This is a genomic window from Pseudomonas sp. P5_152, assembly GCF_033989915.1.
In the GTDB taxonomy this organism is placed as follows: domain Bacteria; phylum Pseudomonadota; class Gammaproteobacteria; order Pseudomonadales; family Pseudomonadaceae; genus Aquipseudomonas.
On sequence record NZ_JASFAH010000002.1, the window covers coordinates 3478559 to 3504759 of the forward strand.

Sequence of the window (26201 nt, forward strand, 5' to 3'; positions counted from 1 at the left end):
CTTCGCTGGGCCTGGGCGATTTGAAACAGTGTGCCAGCCGACAACCCGGCTGGCTATCGGCGAACGACCAGATACAAACCCACCGCGAGCATAATTGCGCCCGGCCAGTGGCCCAGTTCGTTCAGCGGACCACCGGCCAGCAGGATCGCACCGCCGGCCAGGTGGGCGGCACCGAGCAGGCGCAGGAACCAGTCGTCCGAGCGCCGATGCCAGGCCACGGGCGGGTTGGCGGCGTGGGGTTGGGTCATACGTTCGAGCAGATCGCGGGTCATGTTGGCCAGGTGCGGCAGTTGCTCGACCTGGTTGTGCAGGTTGCCCAGCAGGGTTTTCGGGCTGACGCGTTCACGCATCCAGCGTTCGAGGAACGGCTGGGCGGTGTTCCACAGGTCCAGGTCCGGGTACAGCTGGCGGCCCAGGCCTTCGATGTTGAGCAGGGTCTTTTGCAGCAGGACTAACTGCGGCTGGACTTCCATATTGAAGCGCCGAGCCGTCTGGAACAGGCGCATCAGCACCTGGCCAAAGGAAATATCTTTTAACGGTTTTTCGAAGATCGGTTCGCATACCGTGCGGATCGCCGCTTCGAATTCGTTGAGTTTGGTTTCCGCCGGTACCCAGCCCGAGTCGATGTGCAATTGGGCGACACGCCGGTAATCGCGCTTGAAGAAGGCGAACAGGTTGCGCGCCAGGTAGTCCTGGTCTTCCGGGGTCAGGCTGCCGACAATGCCGCAATCGATGGCAATGTACTGCGGGCTCCACGGGTTGACCGTGCTGACGAAGATGTTGCCCGGGTGCATGTCGGCATGGAAGAAGCTGTCACGAAACACCTGGGTGAAGAAGATCTCCACGCCGCGTTCGGCGAGCATCTTCATGTCGGTGCGCTGGTCGGCCAGGGTTGCCAGGTCGGTGACCTGGACCCCGTAGATGCGCTCCATCACCAGTACTTTTGGCCGGCACCAGTCCCAGTAGACCTGGGGCACGTACAGCAGGGGCGAGCCGTCGAAGTTACGCTTGAGTTGGCTGGCGTTGGCCGCTTCGCGCAGCAGGTCGAGTTCGTCGTAGATGGTTTTTTCGTAGTCCTGGACCACGTCCACCGGGTGCAGCAGGCGCGCATCGGCGGAGAGTTTTTCCGCGGTGCGGGCGAGGATGAACAGCCACGCCAGGTCTTGCGCGATGATCGGTTTGAGGCCTGGGCGAATGACCTTGACCACCACCTCTTCGCCGCTTTTCAGCTGCGCGGCATGCACCTGGGCTACCGAGGCCGAGGCCAGGGGCTCGATGTCGAAGCGGCTGAACACCTCGCTGATCTTTTTCCCCAGTTGCTCTTCGATCAGCTTGACGGCCAGTTGCGAGTCGAAGGGTGGTACTCGGTCCTGCAGCAGCATCAGCTCATCGGCGATATCTTCGGGCAGCAGGTCGCGGCGAGTGGAGAGGATCTGCCCGAACTTGATGAAGATCGGCCCCAGGTCCTGCAGGGCCAAACGCAGGCGCGCGCCCCGGCTCAGTTCCAGGGTCTTGCGCGGGAACCAGCGCCACGGCAGGGCATAACGCAGTGCCAGGAGGAACCAGGGCAATGGCAGGGCGAACAGCAGGTCATCGAGGCGGTAGCGGATCACGACGCGCTGGATGCGCAACAGACGGCGGACGGCGAGCAGCTTCATGCGTTATCGCTTGAGTCGAGGGATCGGGAAAGACGCTCCAAGCGCGCCTCAAGACGTTCCAGATCGAGTTTGATCTGGTCCAGCTCACTGAACCGCGCTTCGGCTTCGCGTTGCCCGACCAGGGTACGCGACTCTTCGGCGAGGTATTCGGCCAGGTTCTGGTTCAGGCTGGTGAAACCTTGTTGGTACCAGCGCGCGCGGCTGCGCAGGTGGCCGCCGAGCAGTTGCGTGGCGACTGGGCCCAGCCAGCGTGCGAGTTCGTACTCCCAGTCCAGCTCCAGGTCCTGCAGCACGCCAGCCAGCTCCAGCAGCACGCCGCTGTCACCGTCCAGCTCGACTTGCGGGCTGTGCAGCACTGCGGTCTTGTCCTTGCTGATGGCCAGCTTGAGCAAGCTGGCCGCCGGTGCGCGCAGGGTGCAATCGGCTTCGGCTGCCCAGTGGGCCGCCAGCATCAGGCCCTCATCGCTGGGCAGGATGAACAGCTGCAACGCCGGGCTGCGGCACTCGACGGCAATGACCTTGCCGTTCAAATGGGCCAGGCGCGGCAGCGCCGTGCTGTCGAGCCGCAGGACCCGGTTCAGGCCGAGTTCGACGCTGGCGAGCAGGCCGGCGAGCAACATCAGGGCTTGATGCCGCGGTGCAGGGCAACGATGCCTGAGGTCATGTTGTGGTAGGTCACGCGGTCGAAACCGGCCTCGACCATCATCGACTTCAGGGTTTCCTGGTTCGGGTGCATGCGGATCGACTCGGCCAGGTAGCGATAGCTTTCCGGATCATTGAGGATCAGTTTGCCGACCATCGGCATGAAGGCGAACGAGTAGGCGTCGTAGACCTTGGACATCAGGGCGTTGGTCGGCTTGGAGAACTCCAGCACCAGCAGGCGGCCGCCAGGCTTGAGTACACGCAGCATCGAGCGCAGGGCGTCTTCCTTGTGGGTGACGTTGCGCAGGCCGAAGGCGATGGTCACGCAATCGAAGTGGTTGTCCGGGAACGGCAGCTTTTCCGCGTCGGCCTGGACGAACTCGATGTTGCCGGCCACACCTTTGTCCAACAGGCGGTCACGACCGACCTTGAGCATGGATTCGTTGATGTCGGCCAGCACTACCTGGCCGGTCGGGCCGACCAGATGGGAGAACTTGGCAGCCAGGTCACCGGTACCGCCGGCGATGTCCAGGACCCGATTGCCTGCGCGCACACCCGACAGCTCAATGGTGAAGCGCTTCCACAGGCGGTGCATGCCGCCGGACAGCACGTCGTTCATCAGGTCGTACTTGGCCGCTACCGAGTGGAACACCTCAGCGACTTTTTCCGCTTTCTGGCTTTGCGGAACGTTTTTGAAGCCGAAGTGTGTGGTGGGTTCGGCATCGCTGCCTTTGCGCTGATCAGTCATATCGCCGTCACCAAAAGAGAATGCGCGACATTCTAATCCCCAGGGCCTGCTTTGTCTTGGCAAGGCTGAATGTAAGATAGGCAACCGCCGGGACCTTTTGACGCAGTCGGGGTCAAGATGTCTTGAGCAAGTCCCGATCAATCAGGAGTCAATCAATGGCCCGTATTAGTGTTGAACGTGCCCACGGCCTGGGCAAGGAAGCGGCGCGCGAGAAGGCCGATAAACTGGCCGAGAAGCTGGCTGCACAGTATGGCCTGGAGCCCAAATGGGCGGGCGATACCCTCAATCTCAAGCGCTCGGGGGTCAAGGGCGCAGTGCATGTGGGTGAGGATTCGATCCGGGTCGATGTCGAGCTCGGCCTGCTGATGTCGGCGATGAGCGGGACCATCAAGGCGGAAATCGAAAAAGCCCTGGATAAAGCCCTGGTCTGATTGTGAAGTATCCAGCATCGATGCGGCCTGACCCGCCGCCATCGCGGGCAAGCCCGCTCCCACAAAGATTGTGGGTGTATGCAAAATCAGCGAGCACCCAAGGCGCACTGTGGGTGTATGCAAAATCAGCGAGCACCCAAAGCGCACTGTGGGAGCGGGCTTGCCCGCGATGAGGCCGGTCCATTCAACATCGATAGTGCCTGACACGCCGCCATCGCGGGCAAGCCCGCTCCCACAAAGATTGTGGGTGTATGCAAAATCAGCGAGCACCCAAAGCGCACTGTGGGAGCGGGCTTGCCCGCGATGAGGCCGGTCCATTCAACATCGATAGTGCCTGACCCACCGCCATCGCGGGCAAGCCCGCTCCCACAAAGGTTGTGGGTGTATGCAAAATCAGCGAGCACCCAAAGCGCACTGTGGGAGCGGGCTTGCCCGCGATGAGGCCGGTCCATTCAACATCGATAGTGCCTGACCCACCGTCATCGCGGGCAAGCCCGCTCCCACAAAGATTGTGGGTGTATGCAAAATCAGCGAGCACCCAAAGCGCACTGTGGGAGCGGGCTTGCCCGCGATGAGGCCGGTCCATTCAACATCGATAGTGCCTGACACGCCGCCATCGCGGGCAAGCCCGCTCCCACAAAGGTTGTGGGTGTATGCAAAATCAGCGAGCACCCAAAGCGCACTGTGGGAGCGGGCTTGCCCGCGATGAGGCCGGTCCATTCAACATCGATAGTGCCTGACCCGCCGTCATCGCGAGCAAGCTCGCTCCTACATAGGTTTGTGGTGTATCCAGCGGTTTGTGTCGGTTCTTAGGGTGCCGTTTCTAATTTTTCTACCTACCTTGTGCCTGAGCCCGACTCTTTTGCGGGCAGTTCCTCAAACCTTCTGCGCGTGAGGTGCACCATGGCCAAAGTTACTTTGAAGAAAAAAACTGACGTTCAACCTGCCCCGGTGAACGAAGTGAAATCCTATGCCCGCAAGATCTGGCTGGCAGGCCTGGGTGCCTACGCCAAGGTCGGTCAAGAGGGCAGCGAATACGTTCAAGAATTGATCAAGGCTGGTCAATCTGTTGAAAAGAAAGGCAAAAAAGTTGTTACGGAACAACTTGAAGCGGCCAACACTCAGATTGATAACGTCAAGGGTGATGTAGTCAGTCTCAAGGACCGCGTTGAAGTGCAGCTTGATAAAGTCGAGAAGGCTTTTGATACGCGTGTCGCCAGTGCCTTGAATCGTGTCGGCATTGCGTCTAAACATGACGTTGAGACACTCTCTGCTAAGCTCGATGAGCTAACGGCATTGCTCGAACGTGTCGCGCGTAAACATTAAGGAGAACGGGATGGCTGGTAAAAAGAATACTGAAAAAGAAGGCAGCTCGTGGATCGGGAAGGTCGAAGACTACTCCCGCAAAATCTGGCTTGCTGGTTTAGGCGTGTACTCGAAGATCGACACTGACGGTAGCAAGCTCTTCGATACACTGGTCAAGGATGGCGAGAAAGCCGAGAAGCTCACCAAGAGCGCTGTCGGTAAAAAAGTCGACGCCGCCAAGGACTCCGCTTCTTCGGCCAAGTCGCGCATCAGTGGGGTCAAGGATCGCGCGCTGGGCAAATGGGACGAACTGGAAGGGGCTTTCGACAAGCGCCTGAACAGTGCCATTTCGCGCCTCGGCGTGCCGAGCCGCAACGAAGTGAAAGCCCTGCACAGCAAGGTCGACACCCTGACCAAGCAAATCGAAAAACTCACCGGCGCCAAGGTTGCCCCCGTAGCGGCCAAAACCGCAGCGGCCAAACCGGCAGCCGCCAAGACTGCCGCCAAGCCACTGGCCAAGGCTGCAGCTAAACCGGCTGCCAAGCCAGCCGCCAAGCCGGCCGCGAAAACCGCAGCTGCCAAGCCTGCCGCGGCCAAGCCCGCCGCAAAACCGGTTGCCGCCAAAGCCGCTGCCAAGCCCGCCGCCAAACCTGCGGTGAAAGCTGCAGCAGCGAAACCTGCCGCCAAACCCGCAGCCGCGAAAAAGCCGGCAGCCAAGAAGCCTGCAGCTCCCAAAGCTGCCGCGCCGAAAGCCCCAGCGGTCGCTGCCAAGCCGGCCACTGCGGCTGCTGCGGTCAGCCCGGCGAACTCCGCCGCCGCGCCAGCACCTGCTGCGACCCCGACTGCTACGCCAGCACCTTCGGCGCCAACCAGTCAGTCCTGATATTCCCGGGACAGATAAAAACGCCCGGCCTGCGAAGGTCGGGCGTTTTTGTTGTGCGCGAATCGGCATCCAGCCCTTACGCCTGGCCTTCGAGGTATTGCAGCGCCAGGCGCTCGGTGGCGAGCTTGGCCGGCGGCAGCAGGTGGGGGGCGACCAGCATCATGATCTGGTAGACCACCACCCGCACTTCACCTTCACGGTCGAGAATTCGCTGGTAGTCCAGGGAGAACAATAGGGTCATGGTGATCTGTTCGACCAGTTGGCCCAGGGCCTGGGTGTCGCTGACCAGTTGGCCTTCGGCCTTGAGCCGGGCGAGCAGCGAGGCCAGGGTGCGCTTGATGGCATTGAGCAGGTTACGGATGCCCTTGGCCAGTTTCGGCAGGCGTCCGGCCAGGTTCGACAGGTCCTGGAACAGGAAGCGGTAGTGCGCCAGGCGCTCGATGATCAGATGCAGGAACAGCCAGTAGTCTTCCGGCGCCAGCCGGGCGTCCGACGGCGGATCGAGCAGCGGCGTCAGTTCACTCTGGAAACGTTCGAACAGCCCCAGGATCAACGGCTCCTTACCGTGGAAGTGGTAGTAGAGGTTGCCGGGGCTGATCCCCATTTCGTTGGCAACTTCCATGGTCGAGACGTTGGGTTCGCCCTTCTGGTTGAACAACAACAGGGCACATTCGAGAATCCGGTCGCGGGTTTTCATCCAGTCTTCTTAGTTGTCGAGCCTTGAGTGCCACGGCCTGTTCCCGGCCGTGGCGTCGAGAAAAATCAGCGCACCCGTACGTAGGTACCGGGCGCCGCCTCCATGGGTGGGTAGTGCTGATTGCCCAGGGCCATCAGGGTTTCCCGTTGGGCGCCGGAGCGCTCCTGGATCCAGGCAAGCCATTGAGTCCACCAACTGCCGTCGACATGGCTGGCGTCGTAGTACCAGGCCCGAGGGTCGCTGGTCAGCTTTTCACTTTCGACGTAGTTGGCCTTGGGGTTGCCCGGCGGGTTGAGGATGCTCTGCACGTGACCGCTGTTGGACAACACGAAGCGGCGGTTGCCGCCAAGTAGGAGCGTGGAGCGGTACACCGCATCCCAGGGCGTGATGTGATCGTTGATCCCGGCCACGCTGAAGCTGTCGACGTTGACCTTCTGCAGGTCGATCGGCGTACCGCACACTTCGAGGCCGCCCGGATGGGTCAGCGGGTTGTGTTTGAAGAAGTCCAGCAGGTCGCCGTGAAAGGCGGCCGGCAGGCGCGTGTTGTCGTTGTTCCAGTAGAGGATGTCGAACGCGGGCGGCTCCTTGCCCAGCAGGTAGTTGTTGACCCAGTAGTTCCAGATCAGGTCGTTGGGGCGCATCCAGGCAAACACCTTGGCCATGTCGCGGCCTTCGAGCACACCTTGCTGGTAGGAGCGTCGCTTGGCCGCTTCCAGGGTCTGCTCGTCGGCGAACAGAGTGGCGGGGCTGTCCAACTGGCTGTCGAGCAGGCTGACCAGGTAAGTGGCGCTGGAGATGCGCCGCAGTTGCCGCTTGGCTTGCAGGTGACCCTGCAGCGCAGCGATGGTCAGGCCGCCGGCGCAGGCGCCCATCAGGTTGACCTCGCGGCTGCCGGTGATGGCCCGGCACACGTTCATGGCTTCTTCCACGGCCTCGACGTAGCTGGACAGGCCCCATTCGCGGTGGCGCACATCCGGGTTGCGCCAACTGATCATGAACACCTGCAGGCCGTTTTTCAGGGCGAACTGGACGAAGCTGTTGCTGGGGCTCAAGTCAAAGATGTAGTACTTGTTGATCTGCGGCGGCACCACCAGCAACGGCTTGGCGTACTGCTTTTCGCTCATGGGCTTGTATTGCATCAGCTCCAGCAGTTCATTGCGAAACACCACCGCGCCGGTGGTGGTGGCAACGGTCTTGCCGACCTCGAAGGCGTGCTTGGTGATCTGGCTGGGCAGCCCGTTGTTGTGCATCAGGTCATCGAACAGATGGCTCAGGCCGCGGACCAGGCTGTGGCCGCCGGAGTTGAACAGTTCCTTGATCGCCAACGGGTTGAGCAGGGTATTGGAGGGCGATACCGCATCGTTGAGCAAGGTGAAGGCAAAGTGCGCGCGGGCGCGATCGTCATCGGGCATGCCGCTTTCGTCGATCCAGCGTTTGACTTGTTTCTGCCAGCTCAGGTAGGCCTGCAGGCTGCGTCGGTAAAACGGATTGAGGGTCCAGCTGGGGTCGGCAAAACGAGTGTCGGCGGCGTTGGGTTGGTGCAGGGTCTCACCCAGCAACACGCGGCCCAGTTGGCCACCCAGTGCCAGTGCGTGCCGGGCACTGTGTACCGGGTGACGCAAGCCGTGGGCGGCGACGTTGCGCAAGGTCGAGAGCAGGTCCCGGCCGCGCAGACCGGTGATCGCACTCTGGGCATTGATGAATGCAGCGGCTGTGGGCAAGGTGCCCGGCGCTGGTTTGTCTCGCATGAGTCAACACTCCTTCGTCAAGCCGTGAACAAGTCCCTCATTCCCGCCAGCGCACCTCAGGTGCCGCCATAGGGTGCCGGGTGCGGGTGCATCACCGCCCGCTGCCGTTCTTCCTGGAGGAACTTCATGATGATCGGGGCGACGGCCTCGGCCCGGGTGATCAGGAATAAATGACCGTCGTCGATTATGTGTAGCTGGGCGTTGGGAATACGCCAGGCGAGCAGGCGCATATTGACCAGCGGGATCAGCGGGTCGTCGTCACCGGCCAGCACCAGGGTTGGCTGGTGGATCTTGTGCAGCCAGTGGATGCTGGTCCAGCCCAGCCCCGCGAAGAGCTGCCAGTAGTAGCCCAGCTTGCCGGCGGAGCGGACTTTGCTGGCGTGGTCGGCGGCGAGGTTAGGGTCACGGCGAAACGAGCCACCGTAGATCATCGGCGCAATGCGAATCACGTGGGATGGCTGGATATAACGCCGCGGGCTGGCCATCATCCACAGCACTTTTGGCTTGCCCGGCACCATCACCGCGCCGGCCGCCGTGGCCGCCAATACCAGCTTCTTGCAGCGCTCGGGGTAGTCATGGGCGAACTGCTGCGCCAGGGCGCCGCCCCAGGACACGCCGATCACGTTGACTTGGCCGTAGTCGAGGTAATCGAGCATCCGTGCGGTCAGCTTGGCCAGCCCGGGAAAGCGATACGGCCGGCGCGGCGTCGATGAACCGCCGACACCGGGCACGTCGAAGGCAATCACTTCCAGGTCCGGGTCCAGCGCCTGGACGAACGGAAACACCAGCTCCAGGTTGGCGCCGATGCCGTTGAAAATCAGCAAGGGCGTCAAGTGAGGCTTGCCGGGGCGTACCGCAGTGCGGAGGGTCTGGCCATCCAGGTCGACGGTACGAAAGATGAACGGTTGCGGCATGCTTCAGGCCCTGTGGGTCACGTTCTCAAATTCATCCTCGGCAACCTGTGGGAGCGGGCTTGCCCGCGATAGCGCAGGATCAGTCAGCGCATTGGCTGAAGCTGCTGCCGTCATCGCGGGCAAGCCCGCTCCTACAAGGGGGCGAGGTGTGTCAGTTATCGTTCGTGTACGTAGGTCCCTGGTGCTGCTTCACCCGCGGTAAAGGTCTTGTTGCCGAGTGCGCTCGGGGCTTTTTTCAGCTTGCCCGCGCGCTCGGCCTGCCAGGCCTGCCAGTGCAACCACCAGGAGTCGGTGTGCTTGGTCGAGTTTTCTTGCCACTGATCAGCGTTCGATGCCGTCTCGGTGCTGGTCATGTAGCGCGATTTCGGGTTGCCCGGCGGGTTCAGGATGCTCTGGATATGGCCGCTGCTGGACAGCACGAATTCGACCTTGCCACCAAACAGCTGGGCCGACTTGTAGCAGGACTTCCACGGGGTGATGTGGTCGTTGGTGCCGGCCAGGGAATAGACATCGGCCGTGACCTGCTTGAGGTCGATGGGCGTGCCGCACACTTCCAGTGCATTGGGGCGGATCAGTGGGTTGCTTTTGAACATCTCGATCAGGTCGCCGTGGAACGCGGCCGGCAGGCGAGTGGTGTCGTTGTTCCAGAACAGGATGTCGAATATCGGCGGTTCGTTGCCCAGCAGGTAGTTGTTGACCCAGTAGTTCCAGATCAGGTCGTTGGGGCGCATCCAGGCGAAGACCTTCGCCATGTCCCGACCCTCAAGCACTCCGGCCTGGTAGGAGTGGCGCTTGGCGGACTCCAGGGTCTGCTCGTCGACGAACAGCGCCACCTGGGAGTCCAGGGTGGTGTCCAGGACGCTGACCAGCAGGGTCAGGGAGTTGACCTTCTTCTCGCCGATCGCCGCGTAGTGGCCGAGCAGGGCGGTGCAGGTGATGCCGCCGGAGCAGGCGCCCAGCATGTTGATGTCTTTGCTGCCGGTGATCGCGGTGACCACGTCGACCGCTTCCTTGAGCGCCTCGATGTAGGTCGACAGGCCCCACTCGCGTTGCGCCTTGGTCGGGTTACGCCAACTGACGATGAAGGTCTGCAGGTTGTTGCGCAGGCAGAAGCGCGCCAGGCTTTTTTCCGGGCTCAGGTCGAATACGTAGAATTTGTTGATCTGCGGCGGAACCACCAGCAGGGGGCGCTCGTGAACCTGTTCGGTGATGGGCCGGTACTGGATCAGCTCCAGCACGTCGTTGCGAAAAATCACCGCACCTTCGGTGGTGCCCAGGCTCTTGCCGACTTCGAAGGCGCCCATGTTGACCTGGCTCGGCATGCCACCGTTGTGTACCAGGTCCTTGGCCAGGTGGGAGAGGCCGTCGAGCAGGCTCTTGCCGCCGGTCTCGAAGAAGCGTTTGACGGCAGCGGGGTTGGCCGCGCTGTTGGTCGGGGCCATGGCTTCGGTCATCAGGTTGATGACGAAGTGTCCGCGGTTGATGTCCTGCTCCGACAGGTTGCTGTCGCCGATCCAGTCGTGGAGCTCCTTGCGCCAGGCCAGGTAAGTTTGCAGGTAACGTTTGTAGAGCGGGTTCTGGCTCCAGGCCGGATCGTTGAAGCGACGGTCATCGCCTTCGGGTTGCAACTCGGATTTGCCGAACATCACGTTCTTCAGCTCGAGGCCGAAATGGGCCACGTGCTTGACGCTGTGAATGGGTTGTTTGATGGCCTGGGTCAGCACCATACGGGCAGAGGTAAGCAGATCTTTGCGACGCAAGCCGATGACAGGATTGAGCCCCAAGGTGTTTTCCGAGGCTTGGCGTTTCAGGTCATCGTTATTCTTGTTACTCATCTACGACGCTCCATTGTCCTGAGACGAGTACCTGAGTCCTGCTGTGTAGTCACACAGCCAATGCCAGGTACTACTGCTCGGGTGACCGTTAATTGCACATCGCTGATTTTTTACATCAGGGAGCGCTGCACAGAACTTGCCAGCTCCATTGGTTACCCGAGTTTAATTTTTTTCGCAAGCGGGCCAATGGAGGGTCCTGGGCGGGAGCATTCAAGCAGATGAAATTAGAAAATGCCTTCTAATGAGCGTAAGCTCCGGTCTAGAGCATCAGCTTGACTACGGACTCACTCGGATCGCGGGACTTTCCGGCGGCTTTGAGTTCACCAAGATAATCTTCCCAGAGGGCGTCCTGGCGCTGTGCCAACTGGTAGAGGTAATCCCAGGTGAAGAGGCCGCTGTCGTGGCCGTCGTCGAAGGTCAGTTTCAGTGCGTACTGGCCGGCCGGTTCGACCTTGCTCAGTCCTACGCCGATCTTGCCAAATTGCAGGATGGGTTTGCCATGGCCCTGGACCTCGGCGGAGGGGGAGTGCACCCGAAGGAACTCGGCGCTCAGTTGATATTCCTCGCCGGAGGGATATTTGAGCGACAGGGTTTTCGAGGCTTTGTGCAGCTTGATATCGGTGGGAAGCGGGGTTGTCATGGGGCTGGTCGTCCGTCATTGCGAGGGACCTGTGGGAGCGAGCCGGCTCGCCCCCACAGGTCCCTTATCGCAGTAGAAGTGACCTACAGGATATAACGGGACAGGTCTTCGTTCTGCGCCAATTCGCCCAGGTGGCTGTTGACGTAGTCGGCGTCGATGCGGATCGGCTGGTCGCTGTGGGCGCTGGCCAGGTCGCCGGCACTGAACGAAACCTCTTCGAGCAGGCGCTCGAGCAGGGTGTGCAGGCGACGGGCACCGATGTTCTCGGTCTTCTCGTTGACCTGCCAGGCGATCTCGGCCAGGCGCTTGATGCCGTCCGGCTGGAACTCGATGGCCAGGCCTTCGGTTTTCAGCAGGGCACAATACTGCTCGGTCAGGGATGCGTGCGGCTCGCTGAGGATACGCTCGAAGTCTTCCGGCGACAGGGCCTTGAGTTCAACGCGGATCGGCAGGCGGCCTTGCAGTTCAGGCACCAGATCGCTCGGCTTGCTCAGGTGGAATGCACCGGAGGCGATAAACAGGATGTGGTCGGTCTTGACCATGCCCAGCTTGGTGTTGACTGTGCAGCCTTCGATCAGCGGCAGCAGGTCGCGCTGTACGCCTTCGCGGGAGACGTCGACGCCACCGGAATTGCCGCGCTTGGCGACCTTGTCGATTTCGTCGATGAACACGATGCCGTGCTGCTCGACCGCTTCCAGGGCCTTGGCCTTGAGTTCCTCGTCATTGACCAGGCGGCCGGCTTCTTCGTCGCGGACCAGCTTGAGCGCTTCCTTGACCTTGAGCTTGCGGTTCTTGCGCTTGCCCTTGCCCATGTTGGCGAACAGGCTCTGCAGCTGGTTGGTCATTTCTTCCATGCCCGGTGGCGCGGAGATATCGACGCCCGCGGCTTCGGCGACTTCGATTTCGATCTCCTTGTCATCCAACTGGCCTTCGCGCAGGCGCTTGCGGAACAGTTGGCGGGTGTTGGAGTCCTGGGCCGGGGCTTCTTCGTTGTTGAAGCCGGTGCGTGCCGGTGGCAGCAGGGCATCGAGGATGCGCTCTTCGGCGGCGTCTTCGGCGCGGTGACGAACCTTGATCATTTCCTGTTCGCGCAGCAGCTTGATAGCGGCATCGGCCAGGTCACGAATGATCGACTCGACGTCGCGGCCAACGTAGCCGACTTCGGTGAACTTGGTGGCTTCGACCTTGATGAACGGTGCGTTGGCGAGCTTGGCCAGGCGCCGGGCGATTTCGGTTTTGCCGACACCGGTCGGGCCGATCATCAGGATGTTCTTGGGGGTGACTTCGACGCGCAGTTCTTCGGGCAGTTGCATCCGGCGCCAGCGGTTGCGCAGGGCGATGGCGACGGCGCGCTTGGCGTCGTCCTGGCCGATGATATGGCGATTGAGTTCGTGGACGATTTCACGGGGAGTCATGGACATAATAATTGGCGGACCTCAGGCAAGAGTGAGCGGTGGCGCGCAGCCACGCACGCTTACTCGGCGCAGTCCTGCTCCTCAATGGTCTGGGTGTGGTTGGTGAAGACACAGATGTCGCCGGCGATGCCGAGGGCGGTTTCGACGATTTCCCGGGCCGACAGGTCGGTTTTTTTCAGCAGGGCGCTGGCTGCCGCCTGGGCGTAACCGCCGCCGGAACCCATGGCGATCAGGCCGTTCTCGGGTTCAACCACATCGCCATTGCCGGTGATAATCAGCGAGGCGTCTTTGTTGGCGACCGCGAGCATTGCTTCGAGGCGGCTCAGGGAGCGGTCGGTACGCCATTCTTTGGCGAGCTCGACCGCGGCACGGACCAGGTGGCCCTGATGTTTTTCCAGTTGGCCTTCAAAACGTTCGAAGAGGGTAAAGGCGTCGGCGGTGGCGCCAGCGAAACCGGCGATGACCTGGCCGTGGTACAGGCGACGAACTTTTTTCGCGTTGCCTTTCATCACGGTGTTGCCCAGGGAAACCTGGCCGTCGCCGCCCATGACGACTTTGCCGTGGCGGCGAACTGAAACGATGGTGGTCAAGGGAAGAGTCTCCACGCAGCGGGGCGAAAATGCCTTATGCCAACTCATATGGGGGTGCTGTGGCGTTTTTCAACTGCGCGGTGGTAGAGGGGACGAGTGGTGGTGGGTCGCAGGTCATCCTGGTGGGAGCGAGCCTGCTCGCGAAAGCGTTGTATCAGTCGCCATCAATGTTGACTGAATGTAGGCCTTCGCGAGCAGGCGGAGCGCCGTCCGACTCGCTCCCACAGGAGGGGGGTTGATCGTGCTGTCAGCGGCTCTGGCGTTGTTGTAACAACAGATTGCTGAAGCCGCTGCCCGCCAATTGTTTCTGGGCGGTGGTCAATTGTTCGCGGTTGCTGAACGGGCCGACCAGCACGCGGTACCAGGTTTCGTCCTTGACCGTGCCGGACTCGACCGAAACCGCCTGGCCGAGCAGGATGATCTGTGCACGGACCCGGTCGGCGTCGGCTTCCTTGCGGAACGAGCCGGCCTGCAGGAAGAACTTGGTCACCGGGGCCGCCTTGGCCACCGGAGGCGCAGGCGGTGGGGTCAGGCCGCTCAAGGCTGCCTGGGCGCGCGCGGTGTCGATCTTCGCCGCTTCTGCCGGCGTAACCGGTGCCACGGGCGCGGTCTGCGGTGTTGGCAGGGTTTTTTCAGGCACGGCGTCTGGCGGCACAATCACTTCCGATTCCGGCAGCAGGGTGTAGAAGTCGTACTTGGGCTTCACCGGTTGCTGTGGGCTCGGCGGGGTCTTGTTGGCCTCGGCCATGCGCGTGGCTTTCTGTTCTTCCTGCTTGACCCGCTTGACGTCATCGCCCTTGCCCGGCTCCAGCTTCATCAGGAACACGATGAAGGCGCCCACGGTCAGGCCGATGGCCATCCATAGCCACCCCGGAATCGGCTGTTTTGCAGGAGCTTGGTAACGGCTGGCGCCACGCTTGGGTGCAGGTTTTTTCTTGGCAGCCAACTTACATACGCTCCAGTGTTTCCAGGCCCAAGAGTTCCAGGCCTTGCTTGAGGGTGCGACCGGTCAGCGCGGCGAGGCGCAAGCGGCTCTGCATCTGTGCCGGGGTTTCGGCGCTGAGGATCGGGCAGTTCTCGTAGAAGCTGGAGAACAGCCCGGCAACGTCGTACAGGTAAGTGCAAAGGATGTGCGGCGTGCCTTTCTCGGCGACGTTGTTCAGCACTTCACCGAACTGCGCCAGCTTGGCTGCCAGTTCGTGTTCGTGCGCGGCCTCGAGGACGATCTGCCCTTGGACTTCGTTGAAATCCTTGCCCAGTTTGCGGAACACGCCAGCCACGCGGGTGTAGGCGTACAGCAGGTAAGGCGCGGTATTGCCTTCGAAATTGAGCATCAGGTCGAAGTTGAAGCTGTAGTCGCTGGTGCGGTGCTTGGACAGGTCGGCGTATTTCACCGCACCGATGCCCACCACCTTGGCGATGTTGCGCAGGTCGGCCTCGGCCAGCTCCGGGTTCTTTTCCTTGACCAGGGTGTAGGCGCGCTCCTTGGCTTCGTTGAGCAGGTCGATCAGCTTCACGGTGCCGCCATCACGGGTCTTGAACGGACGGCCATCAGCGCCGTTCATGGTGCCGAAGCCCATGTGTTCCATTTCCATTGGATGGGTCACGAAGCCGGCCATGCGTGCCACGGCGAATACTTGCTGGAAGTGCAGGGCCTGGCGCTGGTCGACGAAGTACAGGGCGCGGTCGGCCTTGAGCACGCCGCTGCGGTAGCGCACGGCGGCCAGGTCAGTGGTGGCGTACAGGTAGCCGCCATCGGCCTTGACGATAATCACCGGCAGCGGGTCGCCGTCGGCATTCTTGAATTCGTCGAGGAACACGCACTGGGCGCCGTTGCTCTCGACCAGCATGCCTTTGGCCTTGAGGTCGTTGACCACATTGATCAAGTCGTCGTTGTAGGCGCTTTCGCCCATGACGTCGGCCATGGTCAGCTTGACGTTCAGTTGTTCGTAGATTTTCTGGCAGTGCGACAGCGAGATGTCCTTGAACTTGGTCCACAGGGCCAGGCATTCCGGGTCGCCGGCTTGCAGCTTGACCACCAGGCCACGGGCGCGGTCGGCGAACTCTGCGGATTCGTCGAAACGTTGCTTGGCGGCGCGGTAGAAGTTCTCCAGGTCCGACAGCTCGTCGCTGGTGATCGGGTTTTCCTGCAGGTAGGCCATCAGCATGCCGAACTGAGTGCCCCAGTCGCCCACGTGATTCTGGCGGATCACGGTGTCGCCGAGGAACTCCAGCACGCGGGCCACGCCGTCGCCGATGATGGTCGAGCGCAAGTGGCCGACATGCATCTCTTTGGCCAGGTTCGGGGCCGACAGGTCAACCACGGTGCGCTGCACGGGACCGGCCTTGCGCACGCCGACTTTGGCGTCGGCCAGGGCCGCATCCAGGCGCGATGCCAGGGCCTGGGTGTTCTGGAAGAAATTGAGGAACCCCGGGCCGGCGATTTCTGTCTTGCTGACGTTTTCGTCGGCCGGCAGGGCGGCAATGATTTTTTCCGCCAGGTCGCGGGGTTTCATGCCGGCCGGCTTGGCCAGCATCATGGCGATGTTGCTGGCGAAGTCACCGTGGGTCTTGTCACGGGAGTTCTCCACCTGAATCGCCGGCGTCAGGCCTTCAGGCAACACACCGTCGGTAACGAGTTGGGTGAGGGCTTGCTGGATCAACTGGCGAATGGTGTCTTTCATGGTCTTCTCTTTCAACCGCAAAGCGGCGGCGCGTCAATGCGCAGGTGGAAAAACTGGACATTATCCGTTGCGAAGTCGGGCTTGCCAACCTTAGCAGGCCGGTTACGGATATGTGGTGACAAATCGGCTGCCATGGCGGGTAGACGACTTGCAGGCGCTCAATACAAATCCACAGGGTCGACATCCAGCGACCAGCGCACCGCGCGTGCGCTGGGCATCTGCTCCAGCACCAGTAGCCAGCTGCTTAACAGTCGATGCAGGGGCGCTCGGGCCGTGGCTTGCAGCAGCAGTTGCGCGCGATAGCGTCCGGCGCGGCGTTCCATCGGTGCGGGCACCGGGCCCAGCAGCTCGATGCCGCCGAGGTTCTGCTCGGCCAGCAACCGCTCCGCCTCGCTGCAGGCCTCGTCGAGGAAACCTTCGGCCTGCCCGGGCTTGTGCGCTTCGGCGCGCAGCAATGCCAGGTGGGCAAAAGGCGGCAGCCCCGCGGCGCGGCGTTCGCTCAGGGCCTGTTCGGCAAAGGCGAAGTAGCCCTGCTCGGTCAGTTGCACCAGCAACGGATGGTCCGCCAGGTGGGTCTGGATGATCACCTTGCCCGGCTCTTCGGCCCGCCCGGCGCGTCCGGCAACCTGGACAATCAACTGGGCCATGCGCTCGCTGGCGCGGAAGTCGCCGGAAAACAGGCCGCCGTCGGCATCGAGAATCGACACCAGGGTGACGCGGGGAAAGTGGTGTCCCTTGGCGAGCATCTGGGTGCCGACCAGAATGCACGGCTGGCCTTTCTGGATGGTGGCGAACAGTTGGTTCATCGCGTCCTTGCGCGACGTACTGTCGCGGTCGACCCGCAGCACCGGAAAGTCGGGGAACAGGATGCCCAGGCGTTCCTCGGCGCGTTCGGTGCCGGCACCCACTGGGCGCAAATCGACTTTGCCGCACTTGGGGCAATGCCGCGGCACGCGTTCGACATAACCACAATGGTGGCAGCGCAGCTCGCCGGAGCGTTGGTGCACGGTCATCCGTGCATCGCAGCGCTGGCATTCGGACATCCAGCCACAATCGTGGCACAGCAGGGTTGGGGCAAAGCCGCGGCGATTGAGAAACACCAGCACTTGCTGGCCGGCGGCGAGGGTCTGGCCAATGGCTTGTTGCATCGGCCCGGAAATGCCGCTGTCCAGCGGACGGCTTTTCACATCCAGGCGCAGGAAGCGCGGCTGTTTTGCGCCGCCGGCACGCTCGTTCAGGCGCAGCAGGCCGTAACGACCGGTGTAGGCGTTGTGCAGGCTTTCCAGGGACGGCGTCGCGGAGCCAAGGACGATCGGGATATTTTCCTGGCGGGCTCGCACCAGTGCCAGGTCGCGGGCGTGGTAGCGCAAGCCTTCCTGCTGTTTATAGGAGCCGTCGTGCTCTTCATCGATGATGATCAGGCCGGGGTTCTTCATGGGTGTGAACAATGCCGAGCGAGTGCCGATAATAATGTCGGCATCGCCGTCGCGGGCGGCCAGCCAGGCCTCCAGGCGCTCGCGGTCGTTGACTGCCGAGTGCACCAGGGCGATTCGCGCATTAAAACGCTGCTCGAAGCGCGCCAGGGTCTGCGGTCCGAGGTTGATCTCCGGGATCAGGACCAGCGCCTGTTTACCGGCCTCCAGGGTTTTGCGGATCAGTTGCAAATACACTTCGGTCTTGCCGCTGCCCGTCACGCCGGCCAGGAGAAAGGCATGGAAACTGTCCAGACCAGCGCTGACGGCTTCGTAGGCGGCGCGCTGCTCCGGATTCAAAGGTAGTTCCGGCTGGGCCAGCCAGTGTTCGTGACGCTCGCCGGGGGCGTGCTTGCGGATCTCCACCTGCACCAGTTCCTTGGCCAGCAGCAGGTCGAGGCTGTCCTTGCTCAGCATCAGCTTGCTCAACAACTGATGGGCCACGCCGTGGGGATGCTGGGCCAGGGTCGCCAGGGCTTCGCGCTGGCGCGGGGCGCGAGCGATGCGCGGGTCGTCGAGCCTGGCCCCGGGGCTGATCGACCAGAAGCGCTCCTGGCGCGCCTCGGCCAGTTCGCCCTGGCGCAGCAGGACCGGCAAGGCCCAGCTCAGGGTGTCGCCGAGGCTGTGCTGGTAGTACTGGGAGGTCCACAGGCACAGCTTGAACAATGAAGCCGGCAGCGGTGGCGTGGCATCCAGCAGCGCGAGGGCCGGCTTGAGCTTTTCTGCCGGGACTTCGCTGTGGTCGGTGACCTCCACCAGGATGCCGATCATCTCGCGCCGGCCGAATGGTACCCGCAGGCGCATCCCAGGGTGCAACTGCGCCCGCAGCACGCCCGCCGGGGCGCGGTAATCGAACAGGCGGCGCAAGGGCGAAGGCAGGGCGAGGCGCAGGATGGCGTCGGGCACGCGGGGGATTCTCTATAGGACGGGCGGTGAAGAAGGGCCGGAGCCTAGCAGACGGTCGGCATCAGGGACAGCTTGCGTGATTTGGAAGGTCTGGTAGAATCCTCGGCCTAATTACGTGCGGTATTCAACAATGGTGTTGAGTGGCGGCACGCTAGCCTGAGGAATCACCATGAAAGCCGATATCCATCCAACATACGAAATCACCGCAGTTACCTGCAGCTGTGGCAACAAGTTCGAAACTCGTTCGAACCTGGCCAAGCCTCTGGCGATCGACGTATGCAACGAGTGCCACCCGTTCTACACCGGTAAGCAGAAGACTCTGGATACTGGCGGCCGTGTACAGCGCTTCGCAGATCGCTTCGGTGCTTTCGGCGCGAAAAAGGCCTAAGGCCAATCAGCCTGGAAGGCCATTGCGGCTTTTGCAGATTGATGAAAAAGGCGTCCCTGGTGGACGCCTTTTTTTATGCCCGGGATTTGTCGCGGGGCCTGAAGAGAGCCTGTTGTGGTGCTGCCCAGTCACTTGCGGGCAGGGTTGGATAAATAATTGTAGACATTTTTTATGGCGATTGTGAACAGTTGAGCCCTTGTGTTCCGTGGCTCTTGGCCCAAAGTCGTAGGGCAGGGCGCTTGACAGGGGTGACTGGTCAGTCTTGTGGGGACTTTGCCAGGCGCGTATCCTCGCTGACCAGTCTGTCCAACAGTAAAAAGCGGAATGCCCCCATGTCTGATCTGAAAACTGCCGCTCTCGAATATCATGCCCATCCTCGTCCAGGGAAGCTGAGTGTCGAGCTCACCAAGGCCACCGCTACCGCTCGCGACCTGTCGCTGGCCTACAGCCCCGGCGTAGCCGAACCAGTTCGCGAAATCGCCCGCGATCCTGAACTGGCCTACAAGTACACCGGTAAAGGCAACCTGGTTGCAGTGATTTCCGATGGCACCGCGATTCTCGGCCTGGGTAACCTCGGCCCATTGGCTTCCAAGCCAGTCATGGAAGGCAAGGGTGTACTGTTCAAGCGTTTCGCTGGTATCGACGTGTTCGACATCGAAGTCGACTCCGAGAGCCCGCAAGCCTTCATCGACACCGTCAAGCGCATCTCCATCACCTTCGGTGGCATCAACCTGGAAGACATCAAGGCCCCTGAGTGCTTTGAGATCGAACGAGCTCTGATCGAGCAGTGCGATATTCCGGTGTTCCACGATGACCAGCACGGTACCGCGATCGTAACCGCGGCCGGCATGATCAATGCCCTGGAAATCGCTGGCAAGACCCTTGCCGATGCCAAGATCGTTTGCCTGGGTGCAGGCGCTGCGGCCATCTCCTGCATGAAATTGCTGGTGAGCATGGGCGCCAACATCGAAAACATCTACATGGTCGACCGTACCGGCGTGATCCACTCCGGCCGTGACGACCTGAACCAGTACAAGGCAGTCTTCGCTCACGCGACCGACAAGCGCACCCTGGCTGACGCCCTGCAAGGCGCAGACGTGTTCGTTGGCCTGTCCGGCCCGAACCTGTTGAGCGCTGAAGGCCTGAAGTCCATGGCGGCCAACCCGATCGTGTTCGCCTGCTCCAACCCTGATCCAGAGATCGCCCCGGAACTGGCGCACGCCACCCGTGACGACGTGATCATGGCCACTGGTCGTTCGGACTACCCGAACCAGGTCAACAACGTACTGGGCTTCCCGTTCATCTTCCGTGGTGCCCTGGACGTTCGCGCCAAGCGCATCAACGAAGAAATGAAAGTAGCCGCTGCCAACGCCCTGCGTGAACTGGCCAAGCTGCCTGTGCCACAGGAAGTGTGCGATGCCTACGGCGGCATCAAGCTGGAATTCGGTCGTGAGTACATCATCCCGAAACCAATGGATGCCCGCCTGATCACCGTGATCTCCGATGCCGTGGCCAAGGCCGCCATCGAGACCGGCGTAGCGACCCTGCCGTATCCGAAGAACTACCCGCTGAAAAGCGTGGATGATGTGTTCAACGGCTAAGCCCGTTTAGCGCTTCAACACAAAGCCCCGGCTCCTGCGAGTCGGGGCTTTTTGCGTTGTGGGCGCGGGCTTGTCGGGAGCGCTATGGCGCAGAGTCTCTCAAGCCTTGCGCGCACCAGGATCCGGCGCAAAAAAAGCCCCGCACTTGTGTCGAAGGCGGGGCTTTTTCAATGGTGTGGCATCAGAACAAGTCGATTGGCGCCACTTCGTCTGCCGGCAGTGGGCTGCCCGGGGCGCTGCCGTTGCCCAGCTCGCTGCCGGTCGGAGGCGTGTCTTCGGCCTTGAACAGTTCGAAGTAGGCGCCTGGCGTGCCTGGGGAGGCGGCGCGACCGCTGACCGGGTCTACCCGCAGGCTGAGGATGCCCTCGGGTTCTGGCTGGGTGTGTGGCGGCTTGTCCTTGAGGGCGGCGCCCATGTAGCTCATCCAGATCGGCAGCGCGACGGTCCCACCGAACTCGCGACGGCCGAGACTTTCCGGCTGGTCGAAACCGGTCCAGACAGTGGTCACGTAGTCGGCGTTGTAACCGGAGAACCAGGCGTCCTTGGACTCGTTGGTGGTACCGGTCTTGCCCGCGAGGTCGCTACGACCCAGGGCCAGGGCGCGACGGCCGGTGCCGCGCTTGATCACGTCTTCCAGCATGCTGTTGAGGATGTAGGTGGTGCGCGGGTCGACGATACGCTCCGCGATCGCCGGTGCCTGCTCGGGTGCTGGTGCGGCCGGGGCTTCGCCTGGGATGGCGTCGACAGTAAAGGTCTCGGCGGTCGGCGCGGCGATACCGTTGCTGGCGATATCGCCCTTGGGCACGCTCGGCGGGTTGGCGACGAACAGCGTGTCGCCATTGCGGCTTTCGATCTTGTCGATGATGTACGGGGTGATCTTGTAGCCGCCGTTGGCGAACGTGCTCCAGCCGGTGGCGATCTCCATGGGCGTCAGGGTTGCGGTGCCCAGTGCCAGCGACAGGTTCGGCGGCAGGTCCTGCTTGTTGAAGCCGAAGCGGCTGATGTAATCGATGGTCTTGCTGACGCCCATCGCTTGCAGCAGGCGGATCGAGACCAGGTTGCGCGACTTGTACAGAGCTTCGCGCATGCGGATCGGGCCGAGGAAGGTGTTGGTGTCGTTCTTCGGGCGCCAGACCTTGTCCAGGTACTCGTCGACGAACACGATCGGCGCATCATTGACCAGGGTCGCTGCGGTGTAGCCGCTATCCAGCGCCGCACTGTAGACGAATGGCTTGAAGCTCGAGCCTGGCTGGCGCTTGGCCTGCATGGCGCGGTTGTAGTTGCTCTGCTCGAAGGCGAAGCCACCGACCAGGGCGCGGATTGCACCGTTTTGCGGGTCCAGGGACACCAGTGCGCCTTGGGCGACCGGAATTTGTTTGAAATGCAGGCTGTTGTCGGGCTGGCGCTGGACGCGGATCAGGTCGCCGACCTGGGCTACATCGGACGGCTGGCGCGGATTAGGCCCCATGCTGTTGGTGTTGAGGAATGGCCGGGCCCATTTCATGCTGTCCCAGGCCACGTGCTCTGCGCCAGTGCGGGTCAGCACCTGCAAGCCATTCTTGTCGACCTCGGTGACGATGGCCGGCTCAAGGCTGCTGATGGTGCGCTGCTTGGTCAGCTCGCTGGCCCAGGCGTCGGGCGTCTTGCCTGGAAGGCGGGATTCGGGGCCGCGGTAGCCGTGACGCTGGTCGTAGGTGATCAAGCCTTCATGCACGGCGGTGTTGGCCATTTCCTGAAGGTTGCTCGGCACGGTCGTGGTGACCCGGAAACCTTCGGTGTAGGCGTCGCTGCCATAGCGTCCGACCATTTCGGCGCGGGCCATTTCAGCGATGTAGGGGGCGTTCACTTCCGGAGTCGGCACGTGGTAGCTGGCATTCAGCGGCTCATTGACCGCAGCTTGGTACGCCGCCTCGTCGATTTTGCCGAGCTTGTACATGCGCCCCAGGATCCAGTCGCGACGTTCCTTGCTGCGCGCCGGGTTGGCCAGCGGGTTGAAGCGCGAAGGGGCCTTGGGCAGGCCGGCAATCATCGCCATCTGCGCCAGGCTGACGTCGCGGATCGACTTGCCGTAGTACACCTGCGCCGCCGCCTCGATGCCGTAGGCGCGGTTACCCAGGTAGATCTTGTTGACGTAGAGCTCGAGGATCTCGTCCTTGGTCAACTGACGCTCGATTTGCAGGGCCAGGAGGATCTCGGTGGTCTTGCGCGAGAAGCTGCGTTCGCTGGTCAGGAAGAAGTTCTTCGCTACCTGCATGGTGATGGTGCTGCCGCCGGACTGGATGTGTCCGCTTTTTACCAACTGGGTGGCGGCACGCATCAGGCTGCTCGGATCGACGCCGTAGTGATTGGCGAAGTTGTCGTCTTCAGCACTTAGTAACGCATTAATGAAATTGGGCGGAATGTCGGCGAAACGTATGGGATTGCGGCGCATCTCGCCGAATTCGGCGATCAGTTTGCCGTCGCTGCTGTAGACCCGCAAAGGAATCTGCAACTGGATACTTCGCAGTGCCTCCACTGACGGCAGTCCGGGACTAAGGTAAAGAAACGCCCCGCTCAGACCCAGCAGCAGTCCGCAGAAAACAGCGACGATGGACCACCCGAAAAATTTCAGCAGACGAATCAAGGCTTTTGGATATCCAGGGCAAAGAATGAATTTGGCGTCAGGGCATTCAGGGAAAACAAGGAGCGGCCTGCGCTTGAAGAAAGCGGAAAAAAACGCTGGGCATTATAAGCATTTTTCCGCTTAAAGCGCATTTGGCCACGCTGTCAAGACGTTGCGATTGCCTGCAAGGCCGGCAAAGCACGCGTAACTCACGGAAAGTCATAGGGAATTGACTGTGCCACGACTCTTCAGGAAAAAACCTAGAACCCTCTTGGGTATCGACATCGACGCCGCCTCGGTCAGGCTGGTCGAATTAAGCCGCTCAGGCGCGTGTTATCGGCTCGAGACCTACGCAATAGAGCCGTTGCCGGCGAATGCAGTGGTGGAGGCCGCCATTGTTCAAGTGGAGGTCGTGGGGCAGGCATTGGCCCGCGCATGGCTGAAAGCCGGGACCCGGGTGCGCAATGTAGCAGTGGCGGTTTCCGGATCGGCGGTCATCACCAAGACCCTGGAAATGCCAGCGGGAATGACGAACGACGACCTGGAAAGCCAGTTGAAGCTGGACGCGGACCAGTACATTCCCTATCCCCTCGATGACATGGCCCTGGATTTCCAGGTCCAGGGAATCTCGCGGCACAATCCGGGGCAGGTCGAGGTGTTGCTGGCGGCCTGTCGCAAGGATCATGTCGAGTTGCTTGAGGCCGCGCTGGAACTGGCTGGGCTGACGGCGCGGGTGGTGGATATCCAGGCGCATGCGCTGGCGCGTTGCGTGGATCTGCTGGCAACGCCGCCGGACGGTGCCCAGGCGCAGTCGCTAGTGGCGCTGGTCGAGATTGGCAACGGTCTGTCGACTTTAAGTGTGATAAGCGCTGGCCAGATCCTGTATGCCCGCGAACAACTGCTGGGTGCGCACCAACTGAACCAGGCCGGTGAGCCGAGCTACGGGTTTGCTCTCGAACCGGCAGGAGTGGCGACGCAGCCGGGTGGGCTGGACCTGTCTCGCGATGCTGAGGTATTGGCGCAACAGCTATCGCGCTCATTGCAGGAGTTTTTCGCCTTGGGCCAGCACGGCGCAGTCGAGCATATCCTGCTGGCCGCAGGGGCCTGCGCGGTGGCCGGGCTGGATCGCCTGCTCGAACAGCATCTGGGCATCCCGACCCGGGTAGCCAATCCTTTTGCCGGCATGGCCTTGGGCAGTGCGGTCGATGCTGCGGCACTCGCCCACAATGCGCCCGGGTTGATGGTCGCCTGCGGTCTGGCGTTAAGGAGCTTTGACTGATGGCCAGGATCAATCTTCTGCCATGGCGTGAAAAGCAGCGCGAGGTGCGGCACCAACATTTCTTGTGGTTGCTGGTCGGTATCGCCGTAGTTGCGACCGGCCTCATCGTGCTGGGCGAGCGCATCCTTGACCGCGCCATCGAGCAGCAAGCTTCGCGCAACGCCTACCTTGGTGCCCGCATTGCCAGCCTGGATGAGCGGATCAGCCAGATCAGCGATCTACAAGCCCGGCGCGAGCAGTTGCTGGCGCGGTTGCAGATCATTCAGGGCCTGCAAGGTAATCGGCCGGCCAGTGTCAGGCTCTTCGATCAATTGACCCGCGCGCTGCCCGATGGTGTGTATTTCACCGAGTTGGGGAGGGTCGGCAAGACGCTGTCGATCGGCGGTGTGGCCGAATCCAATGCCCAGGTTTCGCAGCTCCTGCGTAGCCTTGCGGCCGCGGGTGGCCTGGCTGTTCCTGTGCTGGAGGAGGTTAAAACAGCAAGCGCTGGCGACGAGGGCTCGACCAGTGTTTTTCGCTTGACCGTGGCTCAGGCGCAAGCAGGCTTGGAGGCATGAGGCGGCTGCCATGGTTGACCCTCGATGGCCTGGACATGCACAACATGGCGACCTGGCCGGCGCTGGGCAAAGCCCTGCTGGGCGTGCTGTTGATGGTGCTGCTGTTGGTCCTGGGCTACAGCTTTTATTTGCGCGAACTGCAGGCGCGGCTGGTACTTGCCCGCGCCGGGGAGGCCGAACTCAAGCAGGTATTTGTGAGCAAGGCGCACCAAGCGGCCCATTTACAGCCTCACCTCGAGCAGATGAGGACTATGCAAAGCGCCTTCGCCACGCTGTTGCGACAACTGCCCGGCGACACTGAGATGCCGGGGTTGCTGGAGGACATCAGTCGTGCAGGCTCGGGCAGTGGTCTGGAGCTGGAAGAGATCAAGTTGTTGCCCGAGGTCAACCAGCCGTTCTACGTCGAGCTGCCAATCCAGATCAGCGCGACGGGTGCCTACCATGACCTGGCGGCGTTCGTCAGCGCTGTCTCGGCCTTACCGCGGATCGTCACGCTGCACGACTTCAGCATTCGCCCGCTGGATTCCAGCGAGGGTCCGACGCTGCGCATGAACATTCTGGCAAGAACCTATCGCTCCGCCGACAGCGGGCAGCAACCATGAACACGGTGCGTTGCGGGTGGTTGGCGTTGTTGCTCGGTGGTCTGGCTGGCTGTGGTGGTGAGCGCGATTTCAGTGATCTGGACACCTACATGGATGAAGCGCGCCTTGAATTGCCCGGCCCTCTCGAAGCCGTGCCGACGTGGGCGCCATACCCGCTATTCAGCTACGGCGCGGCGTCACTGCGCAGTCCGTTCTCGGCGCAGGTCATGGCGGGCGAGGAGGGGCTGGTGTGGGGCGAGCCAAGGGGTGAGCCAAGGGGTGAGCCGGATCGACTGCGGCCCCGCCAGTACCTCGAGCGCTTCGGCATCGAGCAGTTCGAAATGGTCGGCACCATGGTCGGTACCTCGGGGGCGTATGCCCTGCTGCGCGGTGCGGGTGCGGTGCATCGGCTCAAGGTGGGTGACTACCTCGGGCGCAATGAAGGCCGAGTGGTATCGGTCAGCGAGACCCGGGTCGAGGTGGTCGAGCTGGTGCCCGACGGCCAGGGCGCCTGGCTGGAACGACCACGCAGCCTTTCCTTGAACACGCACTCCTAGTGGAGCTCTAACCATGTACAGGATTTTTTCGACCCTCGGTGTGGCGCTATGGATTGCGCTGCTGTCAC

At 61.9% G+C, this 26201-nt stretch carries 23 protein-coding genes; 9 read left to right on the forward strand and 14 right to left on the reverse strand.

Going from position 1 to position 26201, the window contains the following annotated elements:
* Positions 1-53 precede the first annotated feature (53 nt).
* Genes ubiB through ubiE form a run of 3 tightly spaced genes read right to left on the reverse strand, consistent with a single transcriptional unit; the run spans position 54 to position 3048 of the window.
* Positions 54-1658 carry a ubiquinone biosynthesis regulatory protein kinase UbiB gene (ubiB, locus tag QMK50_RS15790; RefSeq protein ID WP_095167289.1) on the reverse strand — a complete coding sequence of 535 codons (1605 nt, stop codon included), beginning with the start codon at positions 1656-1658 and terminating at the stop codon, positions 54-56.
* Positions 1655-2278 carry an SCP2 domain-containing protein gene (locus tag QMK50_RS15795; protein ID WP_095167287.1) on the reverse strand — a complete coding sequence of 208 codons (624 nt, stop codon included), beginning with the start codon at positions 2276-2278 and terminating at the stop codon, positions 1655-1657. Before QMK50_RS15795 ends, ubiB begins: the two co-directional genes overlap by 4 nt.
* Positions 2278-3048, reverse strand: coding sequence for a bifunctional demethylmenaquinone methyltransferase/2-methoxy-6-polyprenyl-1,4-benzoquinol methylase UbiE (gene ubiE, locus QMK50_RS15800; RefSeq protein ID WP_095167285.1), 771 nt, complete (start codon positions 3046-3048; stop codon positions 2278-2280). Before ubiE ends, QMK50_RS15795 begins: the two co-directional genes overlap by 1 nt.
* 155 nt (positions 3049-3203) lie before the next feature.
* Between ubiE and QMK50_RS15805 the strand changes: the two genes are divergently transcribed.
* The 3 genes from QMK50_RS15805 to QMK50_RS15815 all read left to right on the forward strand — a co-directional run bounded on the left by QMK50_RS15805 (position 3204) and on the right by QMK50_RS15815 (position 5667).
* Positions 3204-3479, forward strand: a complete 276-nt coding sequence (locus QMK50_RS15805) for a polyhydroxyalkanoic acid system family protein (protein ID WP_095167283.1) — start codon at positions 3204-3206, stop codon at positions 3477-3479.
* 903 nt (positions 3480-4382) lie between these two features.
* Positions 4383-4805 (forward strand): phasin family protein, encoded by a 423-nt coding sequence (locus tag QMK50_RS15810; protein WP_095167281.1) that lies wholly within the window; start codon positions 4383-4385, stop codon positions 4803-4805.
* A 10-nt stretch (positions 4806-4815) separates the two neighbouring features.
* On the forward strand, positions 4816-5667 hold the full coding sequence (locus tag QMK50_RS15815) for a phasin family protein (protein ID WP_320333458.1): 852 nt from the start codon (positions 4816-4818) through the stop codon (positions 5665-5667).
* Positions 5668-5743: 76 nt separating this feature from the next.
* Here the strand turns inward: QMK50_RS15815 and QMK50_RS15820 are convergent, their stop codons facing one another.
* From QMK50_RS15820 to QMK50_RS15865, 10 genes are all read right to left on the reverse strand, one after another.
* Positions 5744-6364 carry a TetR/AcrR family transcriptional regulator gene (locus tag QMK50_RS15820; RefSeq protein ID WP_095167277.1) on the reverse strand — a complete coding sequence of 207 codons (621 nt, stop codon included), beginning with the start codon at positions 6362-6364 and terminating at the stop codon, positions 5744-5746.
* Positions 6365-6429: 65 nt separating this feature from the next.
* Positions 6430-8112, reverse strand: coding sequence for a class II poly(R)-hydroxyalkanoic acid synthase (gene phaC / locus QMK50_RS15825; protein WP_320333459.1), 1683 nt, complete (start codon positions 8110-8112; stop codon positions 6430-6432).
* 56 nt (positions 8113-8168) lie between these two features.
* Complete coding sequence (gene phaZ, locus QMK50_RS15830) at positions 8169-9026, reverse strand: poly(3-hydroxyalkanoate) depolymerase (RefSeq protein ID WP_095167273.1); 858 nt, start codon at positions 9024-9026, stop codon at positions 8169-8171.
* 155 nt (positions 9027-9181) lie between these two features.
* Positions 9182-10861 carry a class II poly(R)-hydroxyalkanoic acid synthase gene (phaC, locus tag QMK50_RS15835; RefSeq protein ID WP_159993256.1) on the reverse strand — a complete coding sequence of 560 codons (1680 nt, stop codon included), beginning with the start codon at positions 10859-10861 and terminating at the stop codon, positions 9182-9184.
* A gap of 259 nt (positions 10862-11120) precedes the next feature.
* Positions 11121-11501: a gamma-butyrobetaine hydroxylase-like domain-containing protein gene (locus QMK50_RS15840; protein WP_159993258.1), complete on the reverse strand. Its 381-nt coding sequence runs from the start codon at positions 11499-11501 to the stop codon at positions 11121-11123.
* Between the two features lie 83 nt (positions 11502-11584).
* Complete coding sequence (gene hslU, locus QMK50_RS15845; protein WP_095167267.1) at positions 11585-12922, reverse strand: HslU--HslV peptidase ATPase subunit; 1338 nt, start codon at positions 12920-12922, stop codon at positions 11585-11587.
* Between the two features lie 53 nt (positions 12923-12975).
* A complete protein-coding gene (gene hslV / locus QMK50_RS15850) occupies positions 12976-13506 on the reverse strand; it encodes an ATP-dependent protease subunit HslV (protein ID WP_093425160.1) in 531 nt (176 codons plus the stop codon).
* A 247-nt stretch (positions 13507-13753) separates the two neighbouring features.
* Complete coding sequence (locus tag QMK50_RS15855) at positions 13754-14452, reverse strand: SPOR domain-containing protein (protein ID WP_095167265.1); 699 nt, start codon at positions 14450-14452, stop codon at positions 13754-13756.
* A gap of 1 nt (position 14453) precedes the next feature.
* The gene (argS, locus tag QMK50_RS15860) at positions 14454-16190 is read right to left on the reverse strand and encodes an arginine--tRNA ligase (protein ID WP_320333460.1); all 1737 of its coding nucleotides are present in this window, start codon (positions 16188-16190) and stop codon (positions 14454-14456) included.
* Between the two features lie 158 nt (positions 16191-16348).
* Positions 16349-18568, reverse strand: a complete 2220-nt coding sequence (locus tag QMK50_RS15865) for a primosomal protein N' (protein ID WP_095167260.1) — start codon at positions 18566-18568, stop codon at positions 16349-16351.
* Between the two features lie 169 nt (positions 18569-18737).
* Between QMK50_RS15865 and rpmE the strand changes: the two genes are divergently transcribed.
* Both rpmE and QMK50_RS15875 read left to right on the forward strand, forming a co-directional pair.
* Positions 18738-18956 carry a 50S ribosomal protein L31 gene (rpmE, locus tag QMK50_RS15870; RefSeq protein ID WP_095167258.1) on the forward strand — a complete coding sequence of 73 codons (219 nt, stop codon included), beginning with the start codon at positions 18738-18740 and terminating at the stop codon, positions 18954-18956.
* Between the two features lie 332 nt (positions 18957-19288).
* Positions 19289-20557, forward strand: coding sequence for a malic enzyme-like NAD(P)-binding protein (locus QMK50_RS15875; RefSeq protein WP_159993264.1), 1269 nt, complete (start codon positions 19289-19291; stop codon positions 20555-20557).
* A gap of 181 nt (positions 20558-20738) precedes the next feature.
* Here the strand turns inward: QMK50_RS15875 and QMK50_RS15880 are convergent, their stop codons facing one another.
* The gene (locus tag QMK50_RS15880; RefSeq protein WP_413787323.1) at positions 20739-23177 is read right to left on the reverse strand and encodes a penicillin-binding protein 1A; all 2439 of its coding nucleotides are present in this window, start codon (positions 23175-23177) and stop codon (positions 20739-20741) included.
* A 217-nt stretch (positions 23178-23394) separates the two neighbouring features.
* Here QMK50_RS15880 and pilM point away from each other — a divergent pair, with 217 nt between their 5' ends.
* From pilM to QMK50_RS15900, 4 genes are read left to right on the forward strand one after another with little or no spacing between them, the layout of a single operon-like run.
* On the forward strand, positions 23395-24438 hold the full coding sequence (gene pilM, locus QMK50_RS15885) for a type IV pilus assembly protein PilM (RefSeq protein ID WP_320333462.1): 1044 nt from the start codon (positions 23395-23397) through the stop codon (positions 24436-24438).
* A complete protein-coding gene (locus QMK50_RS15890; protein ID WP_320333463.1) occupies positions 24438-24995 on the forward strand; it encodes a PilN domain-containing protein in 558 nt (185 codons plus the stop codon). Before pilM ends, QMK50_RS15890 begins: the two co-directional genes overlap by 1 nt.
* Positions 24992-25597 carry a type 4a pilus biogenesis protein PilO gene (locus QMK50_RS15895; protein ID WP_320333464.1) on the forward strand — a complete coding sequence of 202 codons (606 nt, stop codon included), beginning with the start codon at positions 24992-24994 and terminating at the stop codon, positions 25595-25597. Before QMK50_RS15890 ends, QMK50_RS15895 begins: the two co-directional genes overlap by 4 nt.
* Positions 25594-26133 (forward strand): pilus assembly protein PilP, encoded by a 540-nt coding sequence (locus QMK50_RS15900; protein WP_320333465.1) that lies wholly within the window; start codon positions 25594-25596, stop codon positions 26131-26133. Before QMK50_RS15895 ends, QMK50_RS15900 begins: the two co-directional genes overlap by 4 nt.
* Positions 26134-26201 lie beyond the last annotated feature (68 nt).